Annotated in this window: 22 protein-coding genes; 12 read left to right on the top strand and 10 right to left on the bottom strand. The window is 70.4% G+C overall.

Features of this window, described 5'->3' with window-relative positions:
- Both MWM45_RS14990 and MWM45_RS14985 read right to left on the bottom strand, forming a co-directional pair.
- Positions 1 to 948, bottom strand: a complete 948-nt coding sequence (locus MWM45_RS14990; protein WP_418909701.1) for a metallophosphoesterase — start codon at positions 946 to 948, stop codon at positions 1 to 3.
- Position 949: 1 nt separating this feature from the next.
- Complete coding sequence (locus tag MWM45_RS14985) at positions 950 to 3,211, bottom strand: transglycosylase domain-containing protein (RefSeq protein WP_247827122.1); 2,262 nt, start codon at positions 3,209 to 3,211, stop codon at positions 950 to 952.
- A 35-nt stretch (positions 3,212 to 3,246) separates the two neighbouring features.
- Between MWM45_RS14985 and MWM45_RS14980 the strand changes: the two genes are divergently transcribed.
- From MWM45_RS14980 to MWM45_RS14970, 3 genes are read left to right on the top strand one after another with little or no spacing between them, the layout of a single operon-like run.
- Complete coding sequence (locus MWM45_RS14980; RefSeq protein ID WP_137370103.1) at positions 3,247 to 3,402, top strand: Sp36 family protein; 156 nt, start codon at positions 3,247 to 3,249, stop codon at positions 3,400 to 3,402.
- Between the two features lie 23 nt (positions 3,403 to 3,425).
- Positions 3,426 to 3,887, top strand: coding sequence for a RidA family protein (locus MWM45_RS14975; RefSeq protein ID WP_418909775.1), 462 nt, complete (start codon positions 3,426 to 3,428; stop codon positions 3,885 to 3,887).
- Between the two features lie 3 nt (positions 3,888 to 3,890).
- Positions 3,891 to 4,805: an NUDIX hydrolase gene (locus MWM45_RS14970; protein ID WP_247827120.1), complete on the top strand. Its 915-nt coding sequence runs from the start codon at positions 3,891 to 3,893 to the stop codon at positions 4,803 to 4,805.
- Between the two features lie 366 nt (positions 4,806 to 5,171).
- On the opposite strand, the gene MWM45_RS14965 is transcribed toward MWM45_RS14970, so the two are convergent.
- Complete coding sequence (locus MWM45_RS14965; RefSeq protein WP_043441798.1) at positions 5,172 to 5,849, bottom strand: Crp/Fnr family transcriptional regulator; 678 nt, start codon at positions 5,847 to 5,849, stop codon at positions 5,172 to 5,174.
- A 231-nt stretch (positions 5,850 to 6,080) separates the two neighbouring features.
- On the opposite strand from MWM45_RS14965, the gene MWM45_RS14960 reads away from it, so the two are divergent.
- A complete protein-coding gene (locus MWM45_RS14960; protein WP_247827119.1) occupies positions 6,081 to 7,280 on the top strand; it encodes a MarP family serine protease in 1,200 nt (399 codons plus the stop codon).
- On the opposite strand, the gene MWM45_RS14955 is transcribed toward MWM45_RS14960, so the two are convergent.
- On the bottom strand, positions 7,277 to 8,302 hold the full coding sequence (locus tag MWM45_RS14955; protein WP_247827118.1) for a DUF2332 domain-containing protein: 1,026 nt from the start codon (positions 8,300 to 8,302) through the stop codon (positions 7,277 to 7,279). The genes MWM45_RS14960 and MWM45_RS14955 overlap by 4 nt on opposite strands.
- Positions 8,303 to 8,508: 206 nt before the next feature.
- On the opposite strand from MWM45_RS14955, the gene MWM45_RS14950 reads away from it, so the two are divergent.
- The 3 genes from MWM45_RS14950 (at position 8,509) to MWM45_RS14940 (ending at position 12,242) form a co-directional block, all read left to right on the top strand.
- Complete coding sequence (locus tag MWM45_RS14950) at positions 8,509 to 10,203, top strand: ABC transporter substrate-binding protein (RefSeq protein WP_247827117.1); 1,695 nt, start codon at positions 8,509 to 8,511, stop codon at positions 10,201 to 10,203.
- A gap of 96 nt (positions 10,204 to 10,299) precedes the next feature.
- A complete protein-coding gene (locus MWM45_RS14945; RefSeq protein WP_247827116.1) occupies positions 10,300 to 11,304 on the top strand; it encodes an ABC transporter permease in 1,005 nt (334 codons plus the stop codon).
- On the top strand, positions 11,301 to 12,242 hold the full coding sequence (locus tag MWM45_RS14940) for an ABC transporter permease (protein WP_247827115.1): 942 nt from the start codon (positions 11,301 to 11,303) through the stop codon (positions 12,240 to 12,242). The genes MWM45_RS14945 and MWM45_RS14940 overlap by 4 nt, the downstream gene beginning before the upstream one ends.
- A gap of 65 nt (positions 12,243 to 12,307) precedes the next feature.
- Here MWM45_RS14940 and MWM45_RS14935 read toward each other — a convergent pair whose 3' ends face one another.
- Complete coding sequence (locus MWM45_RS14935) at positions 12,308 to 13,264, bottom strand: DUF5996 family protein (protein ID WP_247827114.1); 957 nt, start codon at positions 13,262 to 13,264, stop codon at positions 12,308 to 12,310.
- 292 nt (positions 13,265 to 13,556) lie between these two features.
- Between MWM45_RS14935 and MWM45_RS14930 the strand changes: the two genes are divergently transcribed.
- Positions 13,557 to 15,035 carry a reverse transcriptase family protein gene (locus MWM45_RS14930; protein ID WP_247827113.1) on the top strand — a complete coding sequence of 493 codons (1,479 nt, stop codon included), beginning with the start codon at positions 13,557 to 13,559 and terminating at the stop codon, positions 15,033 to 15,035.
- A gap of 6 nt (positions 15,036 to 15,041) precedes the next feature.
- Here MWM45_RS14930 and MWM45_RS14925 read toward each other — a convergent pair whose 3' ends face one another.
- The 4 genes from MWM45_RS14925 to MWM45_RS14910 all read right to left on the bottom strand — a co-directional run bounded on the left by MWM45_RS14925 (position 15,042) and on the right by MWM45_RS14910 (position 19,430).
- Positions 15,042 to 16,898 (bottom strand): dipeptide ABC transporter ATP-binding protein, encoded by a 1,857-nt coding sequence (locus MWM45_RS14925; RefSeq protein WP_247827112.1) that lies wholly within the window; start codon positions 16,896 to 16,898, stop codon positions 15,042 to 15,044.
- Positions 16,899 to 16,952: 54 nt separating this feature from the next.
- The gene (gene aroQ / locus MWM45_RS14920) at positions 16,953 to 17,435 is read right to left on the bottom strand and encodes a type II 3-dehydroquinate dehydratase (RefSeq protein ID WP_247827111.1); all 483 of its coding nucleotides are present in this window, start codon (positions 17,433 to 17,435) and stop codon (positions 16,953 to 16,955) included.
- A 7-nt stretch (positions 17,436 to 17,442) separates the two neighbouring features.
- Positions 17,443 to 18,768, bottom strand: coding sequence for an MFS transporter (locus MWM45_RS14915; RefSeq protein WP_247827110.1), 1,326 nt, complete (start codon positions 18,766 to 18,768; stop codon positions 17,443 to 17,445).
- Between the two features lie 83 nt (positions 18,769 to 18,851).
- Entirely contained in the window at positions 18,852 to 19,430 is a 579-nt protein-coding gene (locus tag MWM45_RS14910; protein ID WP_247827109.1) for a TetR/AcrR family transcriptional regulator, read from the bottom strand.
- A gap of 105 nt (positions 19,431 to 19,535) precedes the next feature.
- On the opposite strand from MWM45_RS14910, the gene MWM45_RS14905 reads away from it, so the two are divergent.
- Positions 19,536 to 19,958: an organic hydroperoxide resistance protein gene (locus MWM45_RS14905; protein ID WP_043441824.1), complete on the top strand. Its 423-nt coding sequence runs from the start codon at positions 19,536 to 19,538 to the stop codon at positions 19,956 to 19,958.
- Positions 19,959 to 20,021: 63 nt separating this feature from the next.
- On the opposite strand, the gene acs is transcribed toward MWM45_RS14905, so the two are convergent.
- Positions 20,022 to 21,980 carry an acetate--CoA ligase gene (gene acs, locus MWM45_RS14900; protein WP_247827108.1) on the bottom strand — a complete coding sequence of 653 codons (1,959 nt, stop codon included), beginning with the start codon at positions 21,978 to 21,980 and terminating at the stop codon, positions 20,022 to 20,024.
- Between the two features lie 287 nt (positions 21,981 to 22,267).
- Between acs and MWM45_RS14895 the strand changes: the two genes are divergently transcribed.
- The 3 genes from MWM45_RS14895 to MWM45_RS14885 all read left to right on the top strand — a co-directional run bounded on the left by MWM45_RS14895 (position 22,268) and on the right by MWM45_RS14885 (position 25,409).
- Entirely contained in the window at positions 22,268 to 23,770 is a 1,503-nt protein-coding gene (locus MWM45_RS14895; RefSeq protein WP_247827107.1) for a hypothetical protein, read from the top strand.
- Positions 23,771 to 23,825: 55 nt separating this feature from the next.
- Entirely contained in the window at positions 23,826 to 24,629 is an 804-nt protein-coding gene (nth, locus tag MWM45_RS14890; protein ID WP_247827106.1) for an endonuclease III, read from the top strand.
- A gap of 96 nt (positions 24,630 to 24,725) precedes the next feature.
- Positions 24,726 to 25,409 (top strand): NUDIX hydrolase, encoded by a 684-nt coding sequence (locus tag MWM45_RS14885; RefSeq protein ID WP_247827105.1) that lies wholly within the window; start codon positions 24,726 to 24,728, stop codon positions 25,407 to 25,409.
- Positions 25,410 to 25,473 lie beyond the last annotated feature (64 nt).

The following is a 25,473-nucleotide window of genomic DNA, read 5'->3' as shown; positions in this document are numbered from 1 at the left end:
CTAGCTCCCGTTCCCGGGAGTGAGCGTCAGGAGCACGGCTTCGGGCCGGCAGGCGAACCGGATCGGCGCGAAGCGTGAGGTCCCGATGCCCGCCGAGACGTTGAGCGGGACGGAGCGCCCGTCCGACTCCCACTGCGTGAGTCCCCGTGCACGCCAGGTCGGCAGATCGCAGTTGCTGACGAGGGCACCGTACCCCGGGACGCAGACCTGGCCGCCGTGCGTGTGCCCGGCGAGGATGAGGTCCGCGCCACCAACCGTGAAGTAGTCCAGGACGCGCTGGTAGGGCGCGTGGGCGACGGCCACCCTGATGTGCGGCGCCTGGGCGGAGGTGCTGCTCCCGGAGGGGTAGGGCACGTACCGGTCGCGGTCGAGGTGCGGATCGTCGACACCCGTGAAGTCGATGCGCATGCCCCGGAAGCCGATCGACTGGGACCGGTTCGTGAGGTCCACCCAGCCGGCCGCCCCGAACGCGCTGAACAGGTCCGCCCAGGGCAGATCCTTCGGTGCCGACTCCTTGGGCGTGATCGACGGACCCGCGAAGTAGCGCAGTGGATTCTTGAGCGCCGGCGCATAGTAGTCGTTGGACCCCGGGACGAAGACCCCGGGAACCTTCAGCAGCGGCTCGAGCGCGTCGAGGAGGGGGCCCACGGCCTTCCGGTGGCTGAGGTTGTCACCGGTGTTGACCACGAGATCCGGCTTCAGGCTCGCGAGGCCGAGCAGCCAGTCCGACTTGGACTTCTGCCCCGGCACCATGTGGATGTCCGAGAGGTGCAGGACCCGCAGGGGAGCGGCGCCCGGCGGGAGGATGGGAAGGGTCTCCTCCCTCACCTCGTACAGCGTGCGCTCGACGGTCGAAGCGTAGGCGAGGGTCGCGGCCGCGGCGGTCAGGGTGAGGCCTGCCGCCCAGCCGAGCGGTGCCCCGCTCCGGGATGTCTGAGTCGATGTCACGCTAGCCGTTTCCTCCAGTGCCGTTGTTGCCGGTTGTTCCTCCAGTGGTACCACCGGTGGAGCCACGCGTGCCAGTCCCGCGGTTGTTCGTGCCCGGCGTGGTACCGCGCTGCGTGCCGTTGATCATCCTGGACGGGGGATCCACGAAGGACTCCCCCACGTGCAGGTCGGGAATCTGCTGCATGAAGCGTGCCCAGGAGGGGCCCGCGATGAGCGAGCCGTCGATCTCCGGGTAGGTGCGCCCGCCGATCTGGAGGCCGCTGAGGGAGGTGTTGCCTTCCTTCCAGTTCCCGATCCAGCTCGCGGTCGCCATGCCCGAGTTGTAGCCCATGAACCAGGTCTGCGACCGCTGGTCGTTGGTGCCCGTCTTGCCGGCCATCGGGATGTCCCCGAACTCGAGCTCCTGGCCGGAACCGCTCTCGATGACCTCCTGGGTCGCGTAGTTCACGCCCCGCGCGGTCTCCTTCGACACGGCCTGCGTGCAGTCGACCGGGGCAACGGGGTAGCTCGTGCCGTCGGCGGCGGTCACCTCGGTGAGGGCGCGGGGCTGGCAGACATTGCCCTCGGCCGCGAAACCTGCGAACGCGGTCGCCATGGACAGCGGGGCGACGTCCTGGACGCCGCCGATCAGGCCGGGCGCGAGGACGTCGAGCCGCTCCGGTTCTCCGCCGGCGCTCTTTCCGTTGTGCACACCCATGTCGTACGCGATGTCGAAGATCCTGCACATGTCCAGCTGGCGGGCGGTCTCCATGGTGATGGTGTTGTAGGACTGGGCCAGACCCCGGAGGACCGTGAAGGTCCCGTAGTTGGTGTCGCCGTAGTTCTGCGGCGTGTACCCACTGCCGTCGTCGGTCAGCACGGTGTAGGCGCCGCCGCGCAGGCAGCTCGCCGGCCACCTGTCGCCCTCGGGGTAGGTGCGCTTCCGGCCGTCGATCGCGGTGTTGAGGGAGCGGCCCGAGTCCACCCAGGCGGCCACGGTGAAGGGCTTGAACGTCGAACCCGGCTGGAAGCCGCCCACGCCGCCCAGGCTCTTCGCGGGATCCCCGCCCTGGTACTGGTCCACGTTGAAGTTCAGCACGGAGTCGCCGGCGGCTTCTCCCGGGATGTACCGGGTGTTCTGCGCCATGGAGAGGATGTTGCCGGTCCCTGGCTCGATGCTGGTCATGGAATGCCCCACCGAGCCGTCGGTGGTGTCCGGATCCGCCGTCTCGTTGACCGCGGTCTGCGCCGCGGCCTGCACGCGCGTGTCGAGGGTCGTCCTGATCGTGAGTCCGGAACGGTACAGCACCTTCTCGCGGTCCTCCACGGTCTCGCCGTAGGCGGGATCGTTGAGGATGAGGTGGGAGACGTAGTCGCAGAAGTAGGGCGCCTGGGCCGCGCCGACGCACCCGCTCAAGGTCGGGGTGACGTTCAGCCCGAGATCCGTGGCGATGGCGGCGTCGTGTTCCTCCTGCGTGATCTTGCCGCGCGTGAGCATGGAGTTGATGACGAGGTTGCGGCGCTGGAGCGCACCCTCGGGGTTCTCCGTGGGGCTGTAGGCGCTCGGGCCGTTGACGAGTCCGGCCAGCAGTGCGCTCTGCGGGATGTTGAGATCCTTCGCGTCAACATCGAAGAAGTACTTCGACGCAGCCTGGACGCCGTAGGTGTTCCCGCTGAACGGGACGATGTTGAGGTAGCCCTCGAGGATCTCCTCCTTCGAGAGCTCCTTCTCGACGGCGATGGCGAGCTTCATCTCGCGCAGCTTGTCGCCCACCGACTTCCCGCCGCCGCTCAGGGTGATCGTCCCGCCGTTCTGCCGGGCGGAGTCGATCAGCACATTGTTGACGAACTGCTGCGTGATGGTGGACGCTCCGCGGCTCGTCCCGCTCGAGACGTTGCTGGCGATCGCGCCCAGGATGCCCTCGAGGTCCACGCCGCCGTGATCGTAGTAGCGGTAGTCCTCGATCGAGATCAGCGCGTCCTGCATGGTCGGCGACACCTGGTCGAGGGTGATCGGCTGACGGTTCTCCTCGAACAGCGTCGCGATGAGCGCCCCGTCGGCGGCCTCGATCCTGGTCGGTTGCGCCAGCGCCTCGCGCTCGAGCTCGGCCGGCAGTTCCTCGAAGAACTCGATCGACGCGGAGGCCCCCGTTCCGGCGGCGGCAGCCACGGGCACGAGGAGACCTGCGGCGAGCACACCGGCAAGGCAGCTGATTCCGAGGAACGCGATGATCTTGCCGAGAGTGGTCGCCGTGTCGAACAGGGGTGATTTGCGCGCAGCCATTATTCCAGTTTACAAGCACGCGCTACGCTTTCTTCATGACGAAATGGGAGTACTCCACGATTCCGCTCATCATCCACGCGACGAAGCAGATCCTCGATCAGTGGGGCGACGACGGATGGGAGCTCGTCCAGGTGGTTCCCGGGCCCGACGGCAACGGCCTCGTCGCCTACCTCAAAAGGGAGAAGAGCTAGCAGTGTCCGCAGGGAATCCGGTGATCTCGGGGGTCGAGGCACGTCTCGCCGACCTCGGGATCACTCTGCCCGCCGTCGTCCCGCCCGTGGCCTCCTACGTTCCCGCCGTCGTGAGCGGCAACCACGTCTACACCTCGGGGCAGCTCCCCTTCATTGACGGCAAACTCCCAGCTTCGGGCAAGGTCGGTGCGGGTGTCGACGCCGCGACCGCCACCACCCTCGCGTCGATCTGCGCAGTCAACGCCCTGGCCGCGATCAAGAGCGAGATCGGCGACCTCGAGCGCATCACGCGGATCGTGAAGGTGGTGGGCTTCGTCGCCTCGGACCCCTCGTTCACCGGTCAGCCGGGCGTGATCAACGGCGCGTCGGACCTCCTCGGTACCGTGCTCGGCGACGCCGGCGTGCACGCCCGCTCCGCCGTCGGCGTGGCCGTCCTCCCCCTCGACTCGCCCGTCGAGGTCGAGATCATCGCGGAGTTCGTCTAGGCCGTGGACCGTCTCAGCACCAGGTTCTTCCCCGTCCACCCGGACCAGCGGTCGGCAGCGGAGAGCTGGGTCGAACACGGGGAGCGCACACCCCTCAAGGCCCGCGCGGCGTCGTCCGTGGTCCTGTTGCGCGACAGCGCGATCGGCACCGAGACCTACCTGTCCTACCGGCGGGGGCAGTCCCCGCTGGGGGTCATCGGCTTCCCGGGCGGCAGTGTCGAGGAGTCCGACGACGACGAGATCCCCTGGTACGGCCCCACGCCGTCCATGTGGGCGAAGACGCTGGGCGTCGAGGACCACCGGGTGGCGCGGCGCCACGTGCTGTGTGCCATCCGAGAGCTCTTCGAGGAGACCGGCGTGCTGCTGGCCGGACCCGATGCGTCGTCGATGGTCGAGGGCACCCAGGCCAGGGAGTGGATGAAGGCGCGCGAGGCCATCAACGAGGGGGAATGCCGGTTCACGGACATCCTCACCCGCCGTGGCCTCGGCGTCAGGACCGACCTCATCAAGCCGCTCTCGCACTGGGTCACCCCTGACTTCGCCCACCGCCGGTTCGACACCCACTACTTCGCGGCCGCGCAGCCCGTGAACCAGGAACCGAGCATCCTCGAGAGCAAGGGCGTCTGGGGCGAATGGCGCTGGGCCGCCCAGGAGGTGGCCGACCGCGACACCACGCGGCTCGGTGACGAGGTGAGCCAGCCGAACACCGTGGGCTGCACGCTCAGTGAGCTCGCGGTGCCGGCCGTGGAGATCATCCTCGAGAAGATCGGCTCCTCACGCGGCTGCATCGCCTACCTGTCCCACAAGCGGCCCGTGAAGCTGTACCACCCGGAGCTCTCCGACCACGACGGCAACCTCATGCTGCAGGTCGAGTGCCCCAAGCTCACCGAGGGCGGGTCGGTTCAGCGCGGGCGCTGACGGTTCCGTCCCGGGCCCTTGTCCTCGGCTCGTTGGCACGTGGGGTGGGCGTCGTCGTCGTGGACCGACCGTAGCTGCGCAGTCACCGCGTTCTCCTGTGGACATTCACCCTCCCGCGGGAACCCGTAGTGGACCGGGGTGTTGACCCGCCGCACCGATCTGCCGCCGTCGATCAGTGGTCTGTCCTTCGCCCTCGTCGCGGCATCGGAGGTGCCGCGCAGCCGGACGCGCTGCGCCGGGCGTCATCACACGGCTAGCACCGGCGGCCGCGCCTCGAGTGTCCACGTGTGATGGGTCCTGGCGCCGAACACCCGCCACGGCTGCGCACTCGGGGAACGGGAGAGGGTGCCCAGGAGACGCCGACGCTCAGCGGCTGCGCTGGCGCAGCCGCTGGATGTCGAGGATGACGACGGCGCGTGCCTCCAGGCGGAGCCAGCCGCGCTGGACGAACTCGGCCAGGGCCTTGTTGACCGTCTCGCGGGAAGCACCCACGAGCTGTGCCAGTTCCTCCTGCGTGAGTTCGTGGGCCACGAGGATGCCGTCCGTGGCGGGCCGGCCGAATCGGTCCGCGAGGTCGAGCAGGGCCTTGGCCACGCGGCCCGGCACGTCCGAGAACACGAGGTCGGCTAGTGATTCGTTGGTGCGGCGGAGGCGGCGGGCCAGGGCCTGCAGCAGCTGGGCCGAGACCTCGGGGCGCGTCTCGAGCAGCGCCCGCAGGTTCTCGTTCTTCAGCCCGGCCAGGCGCGTCTCGGACACGGCGGTCGCGGTCGCGGTGCGCGGGCTCGGATCGAAGAGCGCCATCTCACCGAACAGCTCCCCGGGGCCGAGGATCGCGAGGAGGTTCTCACGGCCGTCCTGTGCCGTGCGCCCGAGCTTGATCTTGCCGGAGACGATGAAGTACAGCTGATCGCCCTGATCGCCCTCGCGGAAGACCGACGACCCGCGGGGCAGATCGACTTCGATCAGCTCGTCCGTGAGTGCGGCGAAGACGTCGTCTCCCAGTGATGCGAAGAGGGGTGCCCGGCGCAGTACCTCGATGTCCATTAATTCTCCTGATGCGTCTATAGTGCGTCGTTCCGCGGCGGTCCCCGCTGTCTTCCCCTGTCCATCTTGCCGTACCTGAGCGGTTGTGACGACTGATACACCCCTTCCGGTCCGTATTGCGGGCCGGAAGGGGTGGGACTCCCCGCCTTCTCCCAAACTTCGCAGCTAGAATCGCACGCAGTGCCGGGACCTGCGCAGCCGTCCCGCGGCCATAGCCAGGGGAGAACGTACGTGCCGGAAGTCAGCCTCGGGGAGTTCACCCTCCTCGACATCATCCTGGTGGTGGTCCTCCTCGGCTATCTGGTCGCCGGGCTCCGCAACGGGTTCCTCGTCACCCTCGGCGGGATCGCCGGCTTCGTCGCCGGAGCCGTTGCCGCCTTCTTCGCCGTCCCCCTGGTCAGCGGGTGGGTGCCGGACAATCCATGGCGCCTGATCGCGGTCATCGGCACGGTCATCGTGCTCATCATCGTGGGGCAGGGCGTCGGCTCCGCCCTCGGAGCGTCCATCCGCCGCTGGTCCGACTTCCCGCCCCTGCGCCTCATCGACCGCATCCTCGGCGGGGTGGTGAACGTCGTCGTCGCCGCCCTGGTCCTGTCGATGCTCGCCTTCAGCGTCGGGACCCTGGGGGTCCCGTTCCTGTCCCAGCAGCTCGCCTCCTCACAGGTCATCCGGACCATCGACACGGCGACGCCCGGGCCCGTCCGCACCTGGATGGCCCAGCTGCGGTCCATCGCGGTCGACGACGGCATCCCCACCATCCTCGAGAGCGTGGGACCCGCCACCCCCGCCGAGGTGCCCGACGCCTCGGTGGACACGCCCGAACTCGCCGCCGCGGGGGCCTCCGTGGTCCGCATCACCGGCACGGCCTTCCAGTGCGGGCAGAACCAGACCGGCTCGGGCTTCGTCATCGCGCCCGGGCGGGTCATCACGAACGCGCACGTCGTGGCCGGCGTCGACCGCCCCGTCGTGGAAGTGCCGGGCGGCGGCGCGCTGCCGGGCCGGGTGGTGCAGCTCGAGACCGTGCGGGACGTCGCCGTGATCGCCGTCGACGGCCTGCAGGCCCCTCCGCTGACCCTCGGGGAGGAGCTCGCGAGCGGGGCGACGGCGGCGTTCGCCGGCTACCCCGCGGGCGGCCCCTACCGGATCCAGCCGGCGAGCGTGCAGGGCATCTCGCCCGTGCTCGTCAACAACATCTACGGCGCGGACCCCCGGCCCTTGCAGATCTACAGCCTCGCCGCCAACGTCCAGCAGGGGAACTCGGGGGGTCCGCTGCTGGACCTGCAGGGTCGTGTGGCGGGGGTCGTCTTCGCGAAGTCCACGGCGGATGCGCCCGTGGGCTACGCGCTCTCCCTCGCGGAGCTGCGCCCCATCGCCGAGAGCGCCGGGAGCCTGGACGACACCGTCTCCGCGGGGCAGTGCACGCGCGGCTAGGCACCTGACCGGGACGGCTGGAGCCAGGTGATGGACTGCCCGTGCGGACCGGTCCGGGCCACCGACCGGCCGTTGTGCTGCAGCACGAACAGTCCGTCCTGCTCGCCGGGCGCCGGCTGCATGGCGCCGGGCACTCCGGTGAGTGTGCGATGGCCTTCGTGGGACAGCCAGTGGACCGGGCGGGTCCGGTCCGCCGCCAGCCCCAGCATGGTCCCGGCGAAGCGGTCCCGGCCCGCCTGGTCGAGATAGGCGAGCACCGCGCTGTGGAACACGACGACGACGGCGTCCCGCGGAGCGCGCTCGACGAGCGGCCCGATGTGCTCGTTCAGGTCACCGCGGACGAGCAGCGGCGGATCGGCGCGGACCACGCCGAGGGCGGCGCGGAGCCGCTCGGCGCGGAAGCCGTGCTCCGGCCAGACGAGCGCCTCGAGCCACCGGACATCGTCCTCGTTCCGGGCGTCGAGCGGATTCAGGTCGATCCCGGCCCGCCAGACGACCTCCGGCAGCCGCGCGGGCAGCGGTACGTCCCCCGATACCGCGCACTCGAGGGGAGGGACCGGCGAGCCGGTGCTCGGTGCGAGCGCCGGCCCCGGGGTGTAGGAGTACGCGTACCGATCGGGGTAGAGGCAGGCTCCGGCGGAGGCGCCGACCTCGATGAGGGCGAGCGGCCGGCCCTCCTCGGCACTGATGGCGGCGAGGAGCGGAAGCAGGACGGCGCACCGTCCGGCCTCGTTGGTCTGGGTGGTCCGGCTCTCCATGACCGCACGGATGGACGCCCACTCGGCGAGGACGAAGGCACGGAAGGCGGAGTAGTCGCCCAGCGGCACCCCGACGAAGCGTGCGGCACCGAGGAACAGGACCGGCTGGCGGCGGTGGGGCGGCAGGGTGTCGAGGCGGCCGAGGACGTCGTCGTCGCCGCTGATCCCCGTGCACCACTCGTCGTACAGCGGCGAGTAGCCCCGCGCCTCCACCTCGGCGAAGCGGCGGTAACGCTCGGCGGTGGTCGCTTCCGTCTCCGTCATGGGTCCTCCTGGTCCGCGGGCACGGCCCGCCGGCGGGTCGGCTCGACGCGCCGACGATACCAAATCGTAACCACCTCGACCCCCGAAATACTGTTTGCGCCCCTTCCGGAAGTTAGGCTCGTCACACCTATCAGCGCGTTCGTCGTCGCGATCCTCCGGGATACCGGCACTTCCGCCAGGAATCACTCGTCACCAGGGAGTACTACATGTCTAACCGAGGCACATCCGTGCGCGGCGCAGGTTTCGCGAGGAAACGCGCTGCGCTCACCGCGGGAATCTCCATCGCCGCACTCCTCCTCACAGGCTGCGTCCAGAGCCAGCGCGAGGAGGACACCGGCGCCGAGGGCGACTCCGCCATCGACTCCACCTTCGTCTTCGCCGCATCCTCCGACCCGAAGTCGCTCGACCCCGCCTTCGCGAGCGACGGCGAGTCCTTCCGCGTCAGCCGGCAGATCTTCGAGGGCCTCGTGGGTGTGGAACCCGGCACCGCCGACCCCGCCCCGCTGCTCGCGGAGTCCTGGGAGACCGCCGAGGACGGCCTGTCCACGGTCTTCCAGCTCAAGGAGGGCGTCACCTTCCACGACGGCACGCCGTTCAACGCCGAGGCCGTCTGCTTCAACTTCGACCGCTGGTACAACTGGACCGGCATCCAGCAGGCGGAGTCGACGTCGTACTACTACGGGTCGCTGTTCCGTGGCTTCGCCGACAGCCCCGAGAACGCCATCTACGAGTCCTGCGAGGCCAATGGAGACAACGAAGTCACCATCAACCTGGCCAAGCCGTTCGCCGGATTCATCCCCGCGCTGTCGCTGCCGGCCTTCGGGATGCAGAGCCCGACGGCGCTCGAGGAGTACTCGGCCGACGAGATCGGCGGCACGGCCGAAGCCCCGTCGCTGAGCGAATACGCCCTCGGCCACCCCGTCGGCACGGGCCCCTTCAAGTTCGATTCGTGGGACGTCGGCCAGCAGCTCGAGCTCTCGATCTACGACGAGTACTGGGGCGACAAGGGCCAGATCACCAAGACGATCTTCCGCATCATCGACAACCCGCAGGCACGCCGCCAGGCCCTCGAGGCCGGGGACATCGACGGCTACGACCTCGTCGCTCCCGCCGACACGCAGTCCCTGAAGGACGCCGGCTACAACATCACCGCGCGTGACCCCTTCACCATCCTCTACCTGGGCATGAACCAGGCCATCCCCGAGCTCGAGGACCCGAAGGTCCGCGAGGCCATCGCCCACGCGATCGACAAGGAAGCCCTCGTGGCGCAGACCCTGCCCGAAGGCACCAAGGTCGCCACGCAGTTCATCCCCGACGTCGTCGACGGGTACAACGAGGACGTCACCACCTACGACTTCGACCCCGAGCGCGCCAAGGAACTGCTCGCCGAGGCGGGCTACCCCGACGGCTTCGAGGTGACGTTCAACTACCCGACGAACGTCTCCCGTCCGTACATGCCGACACCCGAGGAGGTCTTCACCAACCTGCAGGCCCAGCTCGCGGATGTCGGCATCACGGTCGAGCCCGCTCCCGCCGCCTGGTCCCCCGATTACCTGAACCAGATCCAGGCGACACCCGACCACGGCCTGCACCTGCTCGGCTGGACCGGCGACTACAACGACACCGACAACTTCATCGGCGTCTTCTTCGGCCAGGAGAAGCAGGAGTTCGGCTTCGACAACCCCGAGCTCTTCGCGGCCCTCGACGAGGCCCGTGGGATGAGCGATCGTGACGAGCAGACCGAGAAGTACAAGGAGATCAACGAGCAGATCGCCGAGTTCAACCCGGCCATCCCGCTCGCCCACCCCGCTCCATCGCTGGCCTTCGCGCCGCGCGTGACCTCCTACCCGGCGAGCCCCGTCAACGACGAGGTCTTCACGGACATCGAGCTGAGCGAGTAGCAGTACCACGCAGCGCGGGCCGGCCACTGATCCCGGTGGTCGGCCCGCGCTGCGACACACCCGCCCGGCATCCCGGTTCACCCGGAAGGATCCCCAGTGTTACGCGTCATCGGTAAGCGGCTAGCCCTGCTCATCCCCACCCTGTTCGGCCTGTCCATCCTGCTGTTCCTGTGGGTGCGCAATCTCCCGGGCGGCCCGGCCACAGCCCTCCTCGGGGAGAAGGCCACCCCGGAGGCCATCGCCCGGATCAACGAGCTGTACGGGTTCGACCGCCCTCTGATCACCCAGTACCTGACCTACATGGGCAAGCTGTTCCAGGGGGACTTCGGGGTCTCGATCAACACCGGGCGCCCCGTGCTCGAGGAATTCGCCACCCGGTTCCCGGCGACCATCGAACTGACGGTCATCGCCCTGATCTTCGCCGTCGGCGTCGGCGTGCCCCTCGGGTACCTCGCAGCGCGGCACAACGGCCGGTTCATCGACCACAGCTCGGTGGTCCTCAGCCTGATCGGCATCACGGTGCCGGTCTTCTTCCTCGCGTTCATCCTCAAGTACCTGTTCGCCATCCAGTGGTCGCTCCTGCCCCCGGACGGGCGGCAGGACCCGCGGATGGATGCCACGCACTACACGCAGTTCTACGTGCTGGACGGCCTGCTGACCGGCGAGTACGACGCCGCCTGGGACGCCTTCCTGCACCTGATCCTGCCCGGACTCGCCCTCGGCACCATCCCGCTCGCGATCATCGTCCGCATCACACGCGCCTCGGTCCTGGAGGTGCAGAACGCCGACTACGTGCGCACCGCCCGGGCCAAGGGACTGAAGGAGAGCACCATCCGCGGCAGCTTCATCCTGCGGAATGCGATGCTCCCCGTCGTCACGACCATCGGCCTCCAGCTGGGCCTGCTCATCTCCGGCGCGGTGCTGACCGAGACGGTCTTCGCCTTCAACGGCATCGGCCGGTTCCTGCGGGACGCCATCTTCGGGCTCGACTACCCGGTCCTCCAGGGCTTCATCATCTTCATCGCCGTCCTCTACGCGCTGATCAACCTGATCGTCGACCTCTCCTACTCCGTCATCGACCCGAGGGTGCGTGTGCAATGAGTACCATCCTGCCGCCCGCCGCCGACGGCTCCGTGGCCCCGAACGATCCCGCCATCGACACCGGGCGCGGCACCGGCCTGTGGAAGGACGCCTACCTCCGGCTGCGCCGGAACCCGCAGGCGATCGTCGGCGCCGTCATCATCGGGCTCTTCCTGCTCGTGGCCATCCTCGCGCCGATCCTCGCGCCCTATGGCGGCGACGAGCTCCCGGGACGCACGTCGATCACCCCCACCACCATTCCGGGTCCGGGCGAGATCGACGGATTCCCGCTGGGACTCGACCGCTTCGGCGGGGACGTCGTCAGCAAGCTCATCTGGGGCGCCCGGGCATCGCTGCTGATCGGCGTCGTCTCGACGGCGCTCGGCCTCGCGGGCGGGATGCTGCTCGGCGTCCTGGCCGGGGGCCTCGGCGGCTGGGTGGACAGCGCGATCATGCGGTTCGTGGACATCCTGCTGTCCGTCCCCAGCCTCCTCCTCGCCGTCAGTATCGCCGCGATGCTGGGCCAGAGCACCTACGCGATCATGATCGCCATCGGCGTCTCGCAGATCCCCATCTTCGCAAGGCTCCTGCGCTCCACGATGCTGTCGCAGCGGGGCGCCGACTACATCCTCGCGGCGCGGACCCTGGGCCTCAGCCGCCGGACGATCACGATGAGCCACCTGCTGCCGAACAGCATGGGTCCCGTGATCGTGCAGGCCACCCTCAGCCTCGCCACCGCCGTGATCGACGCCGCCGCGCTGGCCTTCCTCGGCCTCGGCGGCGGGCTGCCGCAGACCGCTGAGTGGGGACGCATGCTCACCTACGCGCAGGCGGAGCTCGGGGTCGCGCCGCAGCTCGCCTTCCTCCCGGGTGCGTGCATCGTCATCACGGCGCTGGGCTTCACCCTGCTGGGGGAGTCCCTGCGCGAGGCGCTCGACCCGAAGACCCGCAAGAAGTAGCCGGGTCCGCTGCGGAAGCGGCCATCAGCCCCCGGGCCGATGGCCGCTTCCCATGTCCCGGGCGCTCAGCGGGCGTGCACGTCCAGCCGCCGGGGGTCCGTCAGGAGGCCGGCGTCCCAGCCGCCCGTCGTCGCTGCCGCGGCGTAGGTGGCCCGCAGGAAGGCGAGCAGCACCGCATCCGGGTCGGCAGCCGTGCGGACGGCTTCGTAGGGCAGCAGGAACTGGCGGAACTCGGCACTGTAGAACGCGCCCCCGACGTCGACGGGCGCGTCCCGGTAGCCCTCGGGTTCGGGGTAGGCGTACGAGTAGAACGCGCCCTCCTCGCCGCCGCCGGGCCAGAACCCGCAGCTCGAGAGCTCGTGGGAGTAGCCCTCCTCCATGACCCAGTCCGCGCAGTTCGGGGCGCCCCCGGGATGGGTGGGCGCGGGCCGCCCGGAGAACCGCGTGCAGGCGAGGTCCATGCCTCCCCAGAAGAAGTGCACCGGGCTCACCTTGCCGAGGAACTCGGCCCTGAAGCGCGTGAGGACCCGCTCGGCCTGGACGAGCTGGAGCCAGAACGCCGTCACGGCGGCGGGATCGTAGGAGGCGTGGTCGCGGTCCTCGGCGAAGGGCACCGCCGGATCCACCTCCGTGGGGACCGGCCGGATCGGGGCATCGATCCCCACCCCGGCCAGCGCCGCCATGGTCCGCTCGTGGAACCGGGCCACGGACTGCGGCTCGAGAGGGACGCTGCGGTCCACACCCGCACTGGTGCGCACCAGCAGGCGGTGGTTCACGACGTCGAACTCCAGGTCGAACATGCCGTTGCCGTAGGGGATCGACGACGTCCCCCAGCCGCGCGGCGTCACGTAGAACGGCACCTGCCACCAGTGGTTGACGAGGGGAGCGTGGGCCATCCGGATCTTGCCGACGACCTGGCACCACATGTGCAGCGTGGCCCGGGTGTCCTGCCAGTCCTCGACCCGGAGCGCGGGCCAGCCGCCGGCCGTCGTCGTGCCGCTCATGGTGCCGCGCCCGCTCATGATGACCCCCGTCGTCGTGTGCCGCCAATCTATGCGCCGGGCGGGAGCCGGTCCAGGGACGGGCCGGGACCGCTTGCTAGGGTGGCAGCGACGGATCCCGGCCGAGGCGGGACGCGTACGCAGTGCGCGTTCCTCTCCGGGGCAACCCCGGGGCACGCAGACCGACCAGCACAGGGCGCCTCAGGCGCCCGCCTGCGCTCCGCGCAGCTCAGCGCCCGAACAGAGGGACAGGTCGGCCGGGGTCCGTCGCACCACCGCGCGGCGGCACGTGCGGGTTCAGAGGGGGGAAACCATGGACAGGACCGGTCCGACGACGGGCGACGACGACCGGATGCGTCCCGCCACGGCGCGGGATGGCGGCGGGCGCGGCAGGCCGTCCCCACGGCCGACACCGGCCTCGGCAACGCTGGCCCGGGAGCCGGCACCGGGCGTCCCGGGCCTCTCGCTCCTCCTGGCCCACGCCTTCCTCGCCGCTCCCCAGTGGCGGCGGGAGGAGCTGATCGTGGCGGGTGCCGCCCTCCTGGGCGCGCGACGGCGCTGGCTGGGTCCTCTCGTCCGCGGTGTCCTCTCCGGTCACCCCAGGCCTCCGGACGGCGCGCCCCGGGAGTTGGCCCGCTGGATCGCCGCCCAGCCCGCGTTCACGGAGGCGGTCGCCAGGGCGTCGGCCCGCGGCACACCCATCGGTCCGGCCCATCATCTCCCCGCGGTCCCGGAGGAGCGGACCCCGCTTCGGACCACGGCGTCGGCGGATGCCGTCCGGACGCCGGGCACGAGGGACCTCGCCTGGCTCGCGCGGGAGCTGCGACTCACGCCCGGGGAGCTCGACTGGTTCGCTGACACCCGGCACTGGAATCGGCGTGCCGCGCATCGGGCACTGCACCACTACCGGTACGAGTGGCGCGTGCGGCCGGGACGCGTGCCGCGGCTCCTGGAGATCCCCGGGATCCGCCTGCGGACGCTGCAGCGCCGCGTGCTGGACCACATCCTCGCCCCGCTGCCGCTGCACGATGCGGCGCACGGCTTCGTGCCGGGACGCAGCGCGCGGACGGGCGCTGCGGTCCACACGGGCGCCGACGTCGTCATCGCCCTCGACCTGGTCGCCTTCTTCGCGCGCGTCCCGCCGGGCCGGGTCTTCGGTGTCTTCCGCCAGGCGGGCTTCCCGGAAGCGACCGCCCACGCCCTCACGGGACTGTGCACGCACGCGGTCCCGGACGCGGTGCTGCGGTCGATGCCCGACGGCGGCAGCGCCGGTGAACGCTTCGCCCTCGGACGGGCGCTGCGGACTGCGCATCTGCCGCAGGGGGCGCCGTCGTCGCCGGCCCTCGCCAACCTCGCCGTCCGGCGCCTCGACTCCCGGCTGGCCGGCTGGGCCGCCGCGGCCGGGGGCACCTACACGCGGTACGCCGACGACCTCTCCTTCAGCGGCCCGGCATCCCTCGCCCGGCGCGCCGACGCGTTCGTCCGCGGCGTCGAGCGCATCGTCGTCGCCGAAGGCCACACGGTGAACCGGCTCAAGACCCGGGTCGGCGGAGCCCCGGTCCGGCAGACCGTGACCGGCATCGTCGTGAACGTGCGCACCAACGTGGCGCGAACGGACTACGACGCCCTCAGGGCGATCCTCCACAACTGCCGCGTGCACGGGCCGGAGTCCCAGCGGCGCGGGCAGGCCGACCTCCGGGCGCACCTCGCCGGGCGGATCTCCTGGGTGGAGTCCCTGAACCCGCAGCGGGGACGCCGGCTCAGGGACGCCTTCGAACGGATCAGCTGGTGAGGGACGTCAGGAGGCCAGTTCGCCGATGTTGAGCTCGTTGCCCGGGATGGACGCGAGCAGCTTCCGCGTGTACGGGTGGCGGGGGTTCTGGAAGACCTCCTCCGAGCTGGCCGCCTCGACCAGTTCGCCGTCCTTCATGACGCACACGTAGTCCGAGATGAGGCGCACCACCGCGAGGTCGTGCGAGATGAACAGGTAGCTGAGGCCGAGCTCCGACTGCAGGTCGCCGAGGAGCTTCAGGATCTGCGCCTGCACCAGTACGTCGAGCGCCGAGACCGGCTCGTCGCACACGATCAGTTCCGGCTTCAGCGCGAGGGCGCGTGCGATCGCGACGCGCTGCCGCTGCCCGCCCGAGAGCTCCGCCGGGTAGCGGCGCAGGGCGTTCTGTGGCAGCGAGACCTGGTCCATCAGCTCGCGGACCCGGGCGGCGCGCTCCTTCTTGGACCCCCGCCTGTACGCGTTGAGGGGTTCCTCGACGATGCGCTCGATCGTGAACATCGGGTTCAGCGAGGAGTAGGGGTCCTGGAAGATGGGCTGCACGCGCTGCCGGAAGTCGCTCAGCTGCGCCTTGTCGAGGGTCGCGACGTCCAGGCCGTCGAACGTCATGGTGCCCGACGTCGGTTCGATGAGCTTCAGCAGCATGCGCGCCGTCGTGGTCTTGCCCGAGCCGGACTCGCCGACGATCGCGACGGTCTGCCCGCGCGGGATGTCGAGGGTGACGTTCTTCGCCGCGTAGAAGTCCTCCTTGCTGCCCCGCCGCTTGTACACCTTCGTGAGGTCCCGGATCTCGACGATGTTCGCGGGGGAGGCGGGCATCCCGCCACGGGCGGGCTGTGCCGGGCGGTCCGACGACGACGTCCCCGCAGGGGCGCCGCCGAGGGGGTGGGCGGCGGGACCGGAGGCGTGAGGGCTCGCCACGGCGGGCCCGTCGTCGGCCCCGGTGCCCTGCTCCGCGAAGACGGTCTCGGCGAGCTTCAGCCGGCTCGCGGCGTCCGCGGTGAAGGCCCCCGGGCTCAGGCGGACGGCGGCGACGCTGGGGGCTGCGCGCACCAGCGACTGCGTGTAGGGGTGCTGCGGGTCGTTGAGCAGCTGGTCGGCCGGTCCGGCCTCCACGACCCGCCCGCGGTGCATGACCACGAGCTGCGAGGCGCGCTCGGCGGCGAGGCCGAGGTCGTGGGTGATGAGGAGCACCGACGTGCCGAGCTGCTCCGTCATGGTCTCGATCTGGTCCAGGATGGTGCGCTGCACCGTCACGTCCAGGGCCGACGTCGGCTCGTCGGCGATCAGCAGGCGCGGCTGGCAGGCGAGGCCGATCGCGATGAGCGCCCGCTGGCGCATGCCGCCCGAGAACTCGTGCGGGTACTGCTTGGCGCGTTCCCCGGCATCGGGGAGCCCTGCCGCGGTGAGGACCTCGATCACGCGCTGCTTGACGTTCTTCTTCGTGGCCATCTCGTGGACGAGGAGGGTCTCGGCGACCTGCGTGCCGATCTTCGTCACCGGGTTCAGGTTGGACATCGGGTCCTGCGGGACGAGGCCGATCGCCCGGCCGCGGATCGAGCGCATCTTCGCCTCGGGCAGGCTCGTGAGGTCCTGGCCCTCGAACAGGATGCTGCCGGAGGTCACCCTGCCGTTGCCCGGCAGCAGGCCGATGCAGGCCATCGCCGTCGTCGACTTGCCCGAGCCGGACTCGCCGACGATCGCGAGGGCACTGCCGCGCCGGAGGGTGAAGCTGGCGTCCTCGACCGCATGGACCTCGCCGTGCGTGGTGCGGAAGCTCACCGCGAGGTTCCTCACCTCGAGCAGGGGTGCGTCGGGGTCCTGGGGCAGTGCGGCCGTGCTTCCGGCGGGAGTGATGTCCGTCATAGGACCATCGTGCCCTATGGGTCGGGTGATCGGCGTCGTGGCGGGACGGGCCCGCTATATTTCTGGTGCCGCTGCGGCGTCGGGGGCCGCCGCGGTGAGCGCCCGGGCGAGGTGGTCGACGGCGAGCCGGTAGCCGTCGATGCCCGCGCCGACGATCACGGCGTCGGCCACGCCGGAGATGTACGAGTGGTGACGGAAGGCCTCGCGGCGGTGCACGTTGCTGATGTGGACCTCGACCACGGGCAGGCCGACGCCCGCGAGCGCGTCGCGGATGGCGATCGAGGTGTGGGTGTAGGCCCCGGCGTTGATGACGATGCCGTCCGCCGTCGCGCGCGCGGCGTGGATGGCGTCGATGATCTCGCCCTCGTGGTTGGACTGCAGCGCGCTGAGGGTGCAGCCCCGGTCCCTCGCGGTGTCCGACGCCAGGCGGACGACGTCGTCGAGCGTCGCCGTCCCGTAGACGTCGGGTTCCCGTGTGCCGAGCAGGTTCAGGTTGGGTCCGTTGATCACGAGGATGCTGGGCGTGCGCGGGGTCATGCCCTAACTATGCCGCACCTGCGGCGGAGTCGGCCGGATCCGTGAGCCGCGACCGCAGGCGCACCGCGCCGAGCGCACCGGCGGCCGTGACGAGGCTCATCGCGGCGAGGACCACCCCGGGGTGCCACCACGCGCCGTCGGTGGCGATGCCGAACTGCTGCGTGATCGACGGCGCGAAGCCGGCGACGATCGCGGCGATGCTGTAGGCGAAGGACAGCGCGGTGAACGCCGTCGCGGGCTTGAAGATGTCCGCCATGAGTCCGCCGAGCGCCGCCCAGCTGGCGGTCGGGAGGATGCCGCCGAGGATGATCGCCGCGATGTACACCGGTTCGGTGGCGATGCTGATGACCCAGTACAGCGGGAAGGCGATGAGCGCCGTCCCCAGCGCTCCGCCGGCGACGACCCGGGCGGACCCGATGCGCATCGCCAGGTAGCCGAACGCGGGGATGGTCACGAGCTGCAGGACGGAACCGACGAGCGCCGCATTCAGGACCGTCGCCTGGGACAGGCCGAGGGTCCCGGTGCCGTACGCCTGCGTGTAGGTGACCATCAGGAAGTAGGAGCCGATCCCCAGCACGGCGGAGGCGATGGCGACCACGATGGCGGCGGGCTGGGACCTCAGGACCTCGAGGAAGGGGGCGCGGGGGAGGGCGCGCTCCCGGCTCGTCTCCCTGAAGACGGGCGTCTCGTCGATCGCGAGCCGCAGGTAGATCGCGACGGCGAGGAACGGGAACGCGAGCAGGAACGGGATGCGCCAGCCCCAGGTGGTCATGACCTCCGGCGCGACGACGGCGAGGGCCAGGAAGATGGCGGAGATCAGCATGGTGCCCACGGGTGAGCCGAGCTGGGGGATGGAGGCGTAGAGCGCCCGTTTGCGCGGTTCGGCGTGCTCGGTGGCGATGAGGATGGAGCCGCCCCACTCACCGCCGAGCGAGAGTCCCTGCAGGAGGCGGAGCACGGTCAGGATGATCGGCGCCCAGATGCCGATGGTGGTGTAGTCCGGCAGGAGGCCCACCGCGCCGGTCGCCAGTCCCATCAGGGTGATGGTCCAGATCAGCGTGCGCTTGCGGCCGATCCGATCGCCGAGGTGGCCGAAGAGGATGGCCCCGAGCGGCCGGGCGACGAAGCCCATCGCGAAGACCAGGAACGCCGAGAGGGTGCCGGCCAGGGGGTCCTGCGCGGTGAAGAAGACCGTGTTGAAGACGAGCGCCGCAGCCGTGCCGAACACGTAGAAGTCGTAGGACTCGAGGGCCGTCCCCACGAACGAGGCGCCGGCGACGCGGCGGGCCATGCGTGGATCCGTGACGGGAGGCTGCTGCAGGGTTGTGGACACGCTGAAATCATCCTCTCGCTGCAGGGCCCCAGCCACCTTTCAGGACGAACGTCACACCCGGCCCTGCCCGGGTCGAGCCCGGTTCAAGCGGGCAGGGGTGTACGGCGGCGGGCGTCGATGATCGCCCGTCCGGCCGTGGTGAGGGACCCGGTCACGGCTGCCGGGTCTCCCATGAAGCCGTGCACCATGGCGCCGTCGCGCAGCATGATGAGCTGGTCGGCGACGACGTCGGGTCCCTCCACCGCGAGCTCGGTCAGCAGATCGGTCACCACGGCGTGCAGCCAGGTCCGGTACTGCCCGACGGCGTCCCGCACCATGGAGTCCGCGGGGTACTCGGCGGCCGCGTTGATGAACGTGCACCCGCGGAAGCCCGGCCGGCACGCCGCGTCGCCGTTCGCGGCGGCCAGCCGGAGCAGGACCCCGCAGGCGTCGGCACCCTCGGCCCGCTCGCGGTCGACCGCCGCCTGCAGCCGGCGCAGCTGGTCCTCGAGGTACGCGACGACGAGGTGGTCCTTGGTCCGGAAGTGGCGGTAGAAGGTCACCTTCGTGGTCCCGGCGTCGGCGATGACCCGGTCGGCGCTGACCGAGCGGATACTCGTGGCGTCGAACAGGCGGGTCGCCGACGCGAGGATGCGCTCGCGGACGGGAGGGACGGTCATCATGCTCCATTCTGCGGTCGTCGTGCCGATTAGGCGGACGTAGAGTTACTAGTTAGTCTACATAGTCGGTAAGGGCATCCGGCCCCCACGACGAAAGGAATCGACACCATGAGCGCTCTCTACACGGCAGTGGCGACGGCGACCGGTGACGGCCGCAACGGCAAGGCACGGACCGACGACGGGCAGCTCGTGGTGGACCTCGCGGTCCCCACGGAGATGGGCGGTGCGGGCGGCGCGACCAACCCCGAGCAGCTCTTCGCCGTCGGCTACGCGGCCTGCTTCCACAGTGCCCTCAAGCTCGTCGCGGCCCGTGGCAAGGCCACGATCAGCGAGACGGCGGTCACCGCGGAGGTCAGCATCAATCCGGTCGACGGCGGCGGGTTCCAGCTCGCCGTCGCCCTGCACGCCGAGATCGGCGGGGTGGACCAGGAGACCGCGGACCGGCTCGTGGAGCAGGCACACCAGGTGTGCCCCTACTCGAACGCCACCCGCGGCAACATCGAGGTCACGGTCGACGCCACGATCGGCTGATCGGTCCCGACACGAGGAAGGCCCCCGCAGGTGCGGGGGCCTTCCTCGTGTCCGTCCGGACTGCTACTTCCGCAGCGACACGGCGATCTGCTGCATGATCGTCGGATCGGACAGCGTGGTGGCGTCACCGACCTCCCGGCCCTCCGCGACGTCCTTGAGCAGGCGCCGCATGATCTTCCCGCTGCGGGTCTTCGGCAGTTCGGGGACCACCAGGATGTTCCGCGGCTTCGCGATCGGGCCGATCTCCTTGGCCACGTGGTTGCGCAGGGTGGTGACGATGTCGTCGTCGTCCTTCGCCGAGCCGCGCAGGATCACGAAGGCGACGATCGCCTCGCCCGTCGTCTCGTCGCTCGCCCCGACGACGGCGGCCTCCGCCACCGAGGGGTGGCTGACCAGGGCCGACTCGATCTCGGTGGTCGAGAGGCGGTGGCCCGAGATGTTCATGACGTCGTCGACCCGGCCGAGGAGCCAGATGTCGCCGTCGGCGTCCTTCTTCGCGCCGTCGCCGGCGAAGTACATGTCGTCGAAGCGCGACCAGTAGGTGTCCTTGAACCGCTGGGGGTCACCCCAGATACCGCGCAGCATCGCGGGCCAGGGCTCGCGGATGACGAGGTAGCCGCCGGCGCCGTCCGGGACGGACTCGCCCATCTCGTCGACGACGTCGATCGCGATCCCGGGCACGGCGACCTGCGCCGAGCCGGGCTTGGTGGCGGTCACCCCCGGCATGGGGGCGATCATGTGCGCCCCGGTCTCGGTCTGCCACCAGGTGTCCACGATCGGCGTCTTGCCTCCGCCGATCACGTCCCGGTACCACATCCAGGCCTCCGGGTTGATGGGCTCCCCGACGGAGCCGAGCACGCGGATCGACGAGAGGTCGTACTTCTTCGGGATGTCCCGCCCCCACTTCATGAAGGTGCGGATGGCCGTCGGCGCCGTGTAGAGGATGCTCACCTTGTACTTCTCGATGAGTTCCCACCAGCGGCCCTGGTGCGGGGTGTCCGGCGTCCCCTCGTACATGAGCTGGGTGGCGCCGTTCACGAGGGGCGCGTACGTGACGTAGCTGTGCCCGGTGACCCACCCGATGTCCGCGGTGCACCAGAAGACGTCGGTCTCCGGATGCAGGTCGAACGTGTTGCGGTGGGTGAACGCGGTCTGGGTGAGGTAGCCGCCGGTCGTGTGCAGGATGCCCTTCGGCTTCCCTGTGGTCCCCGAGGTGTAGAGGATGAACAGGGGGTGCTCGGCGTCGTGCGCGACCGCCGTGTGCTCGTCCGAGGCGCCGTCGACGACGTCGTGCCACCAGAGGTCGCGCCCCTCGGTCCAGGTGACGGGCTCGTTGTTGCGGCGGACCACGACGACGTGGGAGACGGTGTGGCCTTCCCCCTCGAGGGCGCCGTCCACGGCCGGCTTGAGGGCGCTCGGCTTGCCGCGGCGGTACGTGCCGTCGGCGGTGACCACGAGCTTGGCCTCGGCGTCGTCGATGCGGCTGCGGAGCGCCTCGGCGGAGAAGCCGCCGAAGACCACGGAGTGGACGGCGCCGATCCGGGCGCAGGCGAGCATGGTGACGACGGCCTCGGGGATCATGGGCAGGTACACGGCCACGCGGTCGCCCTTCTGCACGCCGAGGGATTCGAAGGCGTTGGCGGCCTTCTTCACCTCGCGGGTGAGCTCCGCGTACGTGATGGTGCGCGTGTCCCCGGGTTCGCCCTCGAAGTAGATGGCCACGCGGTCCCCGAGGCCCGCCTCCACGTGCCGGTCCAGCGCGTTGTAGGCGGCGTTCACGGTGCCGCCGACGAACCACTTGGCGAACGGCGCGTCCGACCAGTCGAGGGTCTGGGTGAAGTCGCGGTCCCAGGTGAGCAGCTCGCGGGCCTGCCTGGCCCAGAACTCGGTGCCCTGTTCACGGGCCTCGTCGTAGAGCGACGGCTGTGCGATCGCCTGTGCCGCGAACTCCGCGCTCGGCGGGAAGCGGCGCTCCTCGTTCAGCAGGTTCTCGAAGGCGTCGCCTTGTCGTTCGGCGGTCATGATCTACCCCTTTGTGACGTGGTCGGTAACGGACAGAAGAAGCGGGGTACGCCCTTCCGGCGCACCACCACGTGCTCTACGGGAACCCTACCGAGTTCTCCCCGGCCGCGTGTGCCCGCGGTCACACGGCCTAGCCGAACTGCGGCGATTGTGCGATGAGCGGCGCGGTGCCGGCGCCCGTGCTTGCTGGAGAAGGTCTGGGCCGGTGGCTAGGGTGGAGGGAGGCAATCGACGTCGGAGGCCGCTGGTGCTCCGACGGACACCAGCGCCATGAACGGGAGTACACCATGACCGAAGCATCCGAGGAACATCGCAGCACGGACCACGGGACGGCGGACGGCGCGGAGCGGTCCTCGTCGCCCGTCCAGGCGGCGGGATCGGCAGGGACGTCCACCGAGACCCGGCCCGTCGGCCGGAGCCGGGCCCTCGTCGGACCCTTCACGCTCCGGGAAGTGCTGTTCGGCGGCGGAGTGCTGCTCGTCTTCATCGGCACCCTGCTGCCGTTCATCGACGGGATCGTGCGCTCCGAGAACTTCTGGAACACCGCACCGCTCTTCTTCGTCGGGATCGGCATCCTGCTGCCCGTGGTGTCCCTGGCCCTCGTCGCGGGACGCCGTCTGGGCAGCTCGGGGCTGCGCGTCGGCTCACTGTCGGTCGACCAGTTCGCCTCGGTCTCGGCGGTACTCGCCACCACCTACTTCTTCCTGCAGACGGTGACCCAGTTCCATCTGGGGCCCCTGGTGGCCCTGATCGGTGCGCTCGGCATGCTGACCGCGACCGTCCTCGCACCGTTCCTGCCCGTCCTCAAGGACGATTTCGCCGACCGCCCCGAGGTGCCGGCCCACCCGGCGGCGCGCCCCATCACGGCGGCGCAGCCCCGCCCCGCCAAGCCCGCGAAGCCCGCCAAGCCCGCCCGTGAGAAGCCGGCGCTCACGACGACGGACACCGGCGCACTCGACGCACCGGCGACCGATACTGCTGCGACCGATACTGCTGCGACGGACACTGCCGCGTCGACTCCCCGGTTCGGCCGGAAGGAGAAGTCCGGGGTGAACCCCGCCGCCGCGGCCGTCCTGCAGAACGGCGCCGGCCTGTACGGGGCCGGGGGCGCGGGCGCCGTAGGTGCCGGCGCCGCCGCCTCGGGCCAGTCCGGGATGGAGCCCGGCACCGCCAGGACGTCCGCAGCATCAGCCCCGGCAGCCGACGATACGGCCGGCAAGGCATCCGGCAAGGCGTCCGGCAAGGTGTCCGGTGCGGTCGCCGGCAAAGCGTCCGGTGCGGCCGACGAGAAGGTCACCGCGTCCGACACCCCTGACGACGCGTCCGCCCGTGGAGCGGAGGGCTCGGCCCGCACGTCGGGATCGTCCGTGGGTGGTGCCCACGCCGTCGAGGGTCGCGACGCGGCGCATGGCGGCACCGATGAGGAGGAATCCTCCACTGCGGTCCACACGGCGTCCTCGAGCGAGACCCGGATCCAGGAGGTCGTCCGGGACGAGTCGACCCGGACCGACACCGCGCAGCCCGCCGAGGAGCCCCATCGCCAGGAGCCGATCACCGCGACGCGGTCGGCGGAGGAGGAGCCCGTCGTCGAGGCGTTCTGGTTCGCAGTCGGGTCCCCCCGGCCGGTCTTCGACGAACAGACGGGCCGTGAGGTCTTCACGCTGCAGCCCGGCGACTGGGAGGTCGGCATCGAGGACCGCGGCACCGATTTCCTCGTCCAGGACAAGCGGACGGGCTCGGTCGGCATCCTCCGGGATCTCCGCAACATCGAACGCGCCCCCCAGGACTGACCACTCCCTGCCGCGGCGCAGCCGGCGGGCATCAGCATCGGAAGGAGACACGCGAGTGGCAGGCAGGAAAGCTCAGGTCGACGAGGAGTCGCCCGTCGCCCTGAAGCGGCGGGCCCGGAAGATCAACCGGATCCTGGGTGAGACCTACCCGTACGCGGTGGCCGAACTCGACTTCGGGAACGCGTTCGAACTGCTGATCGCGACGGTGCTGTCCGCACAGACCACGGACGTGCGCGTGAACCTCACGACACCGGCGCTGTTCGCGCGCTATCCCGACCCGCGGGCGTTGGCCGAGGCCGAGGAGAGCGAACTGCAGGAGCTCATCCGGCCCACGGGGTTCTACCGTGCGAAGGCCACCAGCCTGCTCGCGCTGTCCCGGCGGCTGGTCGACGAGTTCGACGGCGAGGTGCCGGGCACTTTGGCCGATCTGGTGACCCTTCCCGGGGTCGGTCGGAAGACCGCCAACGTCGTCCTGGGAAACGCCTTCGGCATCCCCGGCATTACGGTGGACACGCACTTCGGTCGGCTCGCCCGCCGCTTCCGATGGACGGCATCGGATGATCCGGTGAAGGTCGAGCAGGACGTGGCAGTACTGTTCGAGCGCAGGGACTGGACCATGCTCTCGCACCACGTGGTCTTCCACGGCCGTCGGATCTGCCATGCGAAGAAGCCCGCATGTGGCGCCTGTCCCGTGGCCGCACTGTGCCCGTCCTACGGGGACGGGGAGACGGACCCGGTGAAGGCGGCGAAGCTGCTGAAGTACGAACTTGCGCCCGGTCGGGAGGACCTGCTCGAGTCGATGCGCGCCGGACGAACCCGTGCCGAGCTCCGCGAAGCCGGGCACGGGCTGGGTGCTTAGGACCGCCCGCCCGCGGCCCGCGCGGCAGCGCTGTGGCGGGCGCCCGGCCCGGACGGCCCGGGACGTGGTCACCGCGCGACCCCCGGAGACTGGGGCATGACGGCGCGCGACGAGCTCGCCCACTGGGTGAGGTCCCTGCAGGTGACGACGACACCCCTCGTACGCACGGACGGCTGGCAGTTCGCGACACTCGATCCCGCGAAGAGCCGCCGTGCCGCCGTGCTCATCCTGTTCGGGGCGAGGAACGATATGCCACCCGCCTCCTCGCCGCGGCCCGCACCCGACGACGTCGACCTCCTCTTCGTGATGCGCGCCAGTTCCCTGGCCCACCATCCCGGGCAGGTAGCGTTTCCCGGCGGGACCATCGACCCCGAGGACCTGGACGAAGGCGCGGCGGCGCTGCGCGAGGCGCGCGAGGAGACCGGCGTGGATTCCGGGGGCATCGAGATCCTGGGCCTGCTGCCCGAAGTGGGGCTTCCGGTCAGCAACTTCATGGTCACGCCCGTCCTGGCGTGGTGGACGGAGCAGTCGCCGGTCCATGCAGTGGACACGGCGGAGTCCGAGCTCGTCTTCCGGTGTGCCGTGGGCACGCTCCTCGACCCGTCCCGTCGGAGGACGGCCGTGGTGCGACGGAACGGATTCGTCAGCAGGACCCCCGCCTTCCTCACGCCGGACGCCGTGATCTGGGGGTTCACGGCGATGCTCCTGGACGCGATCTTCGACGGGCTCGGCTGGACGACGCCGTGGGACCGGTCGCTGGAGATCCCTGCGCCGCTGTGAACCGGTCGGGTTCGTAGCGCCCGCCGCTGGTCCGGCCGGCCGGCGGCCCGGCCGATGAAGGGCC

It is taken from the genome of Arthrobacter antioxidans (assembly GCF_023100725.1).
In the GTDB taxonomy this organism is placed as follows: Bacteria; Actinomycetota; Actinomycetes; order Actinomycetales; family Micrococcaceae; genus Arthrobacter_D; species Arthrobacter_D antioxidans.
The sequence above is the reverse complement of the archived record's forward strand: the minus strand, read 5'-3'. Positions and strand labels throughout refer to the sequence as shown.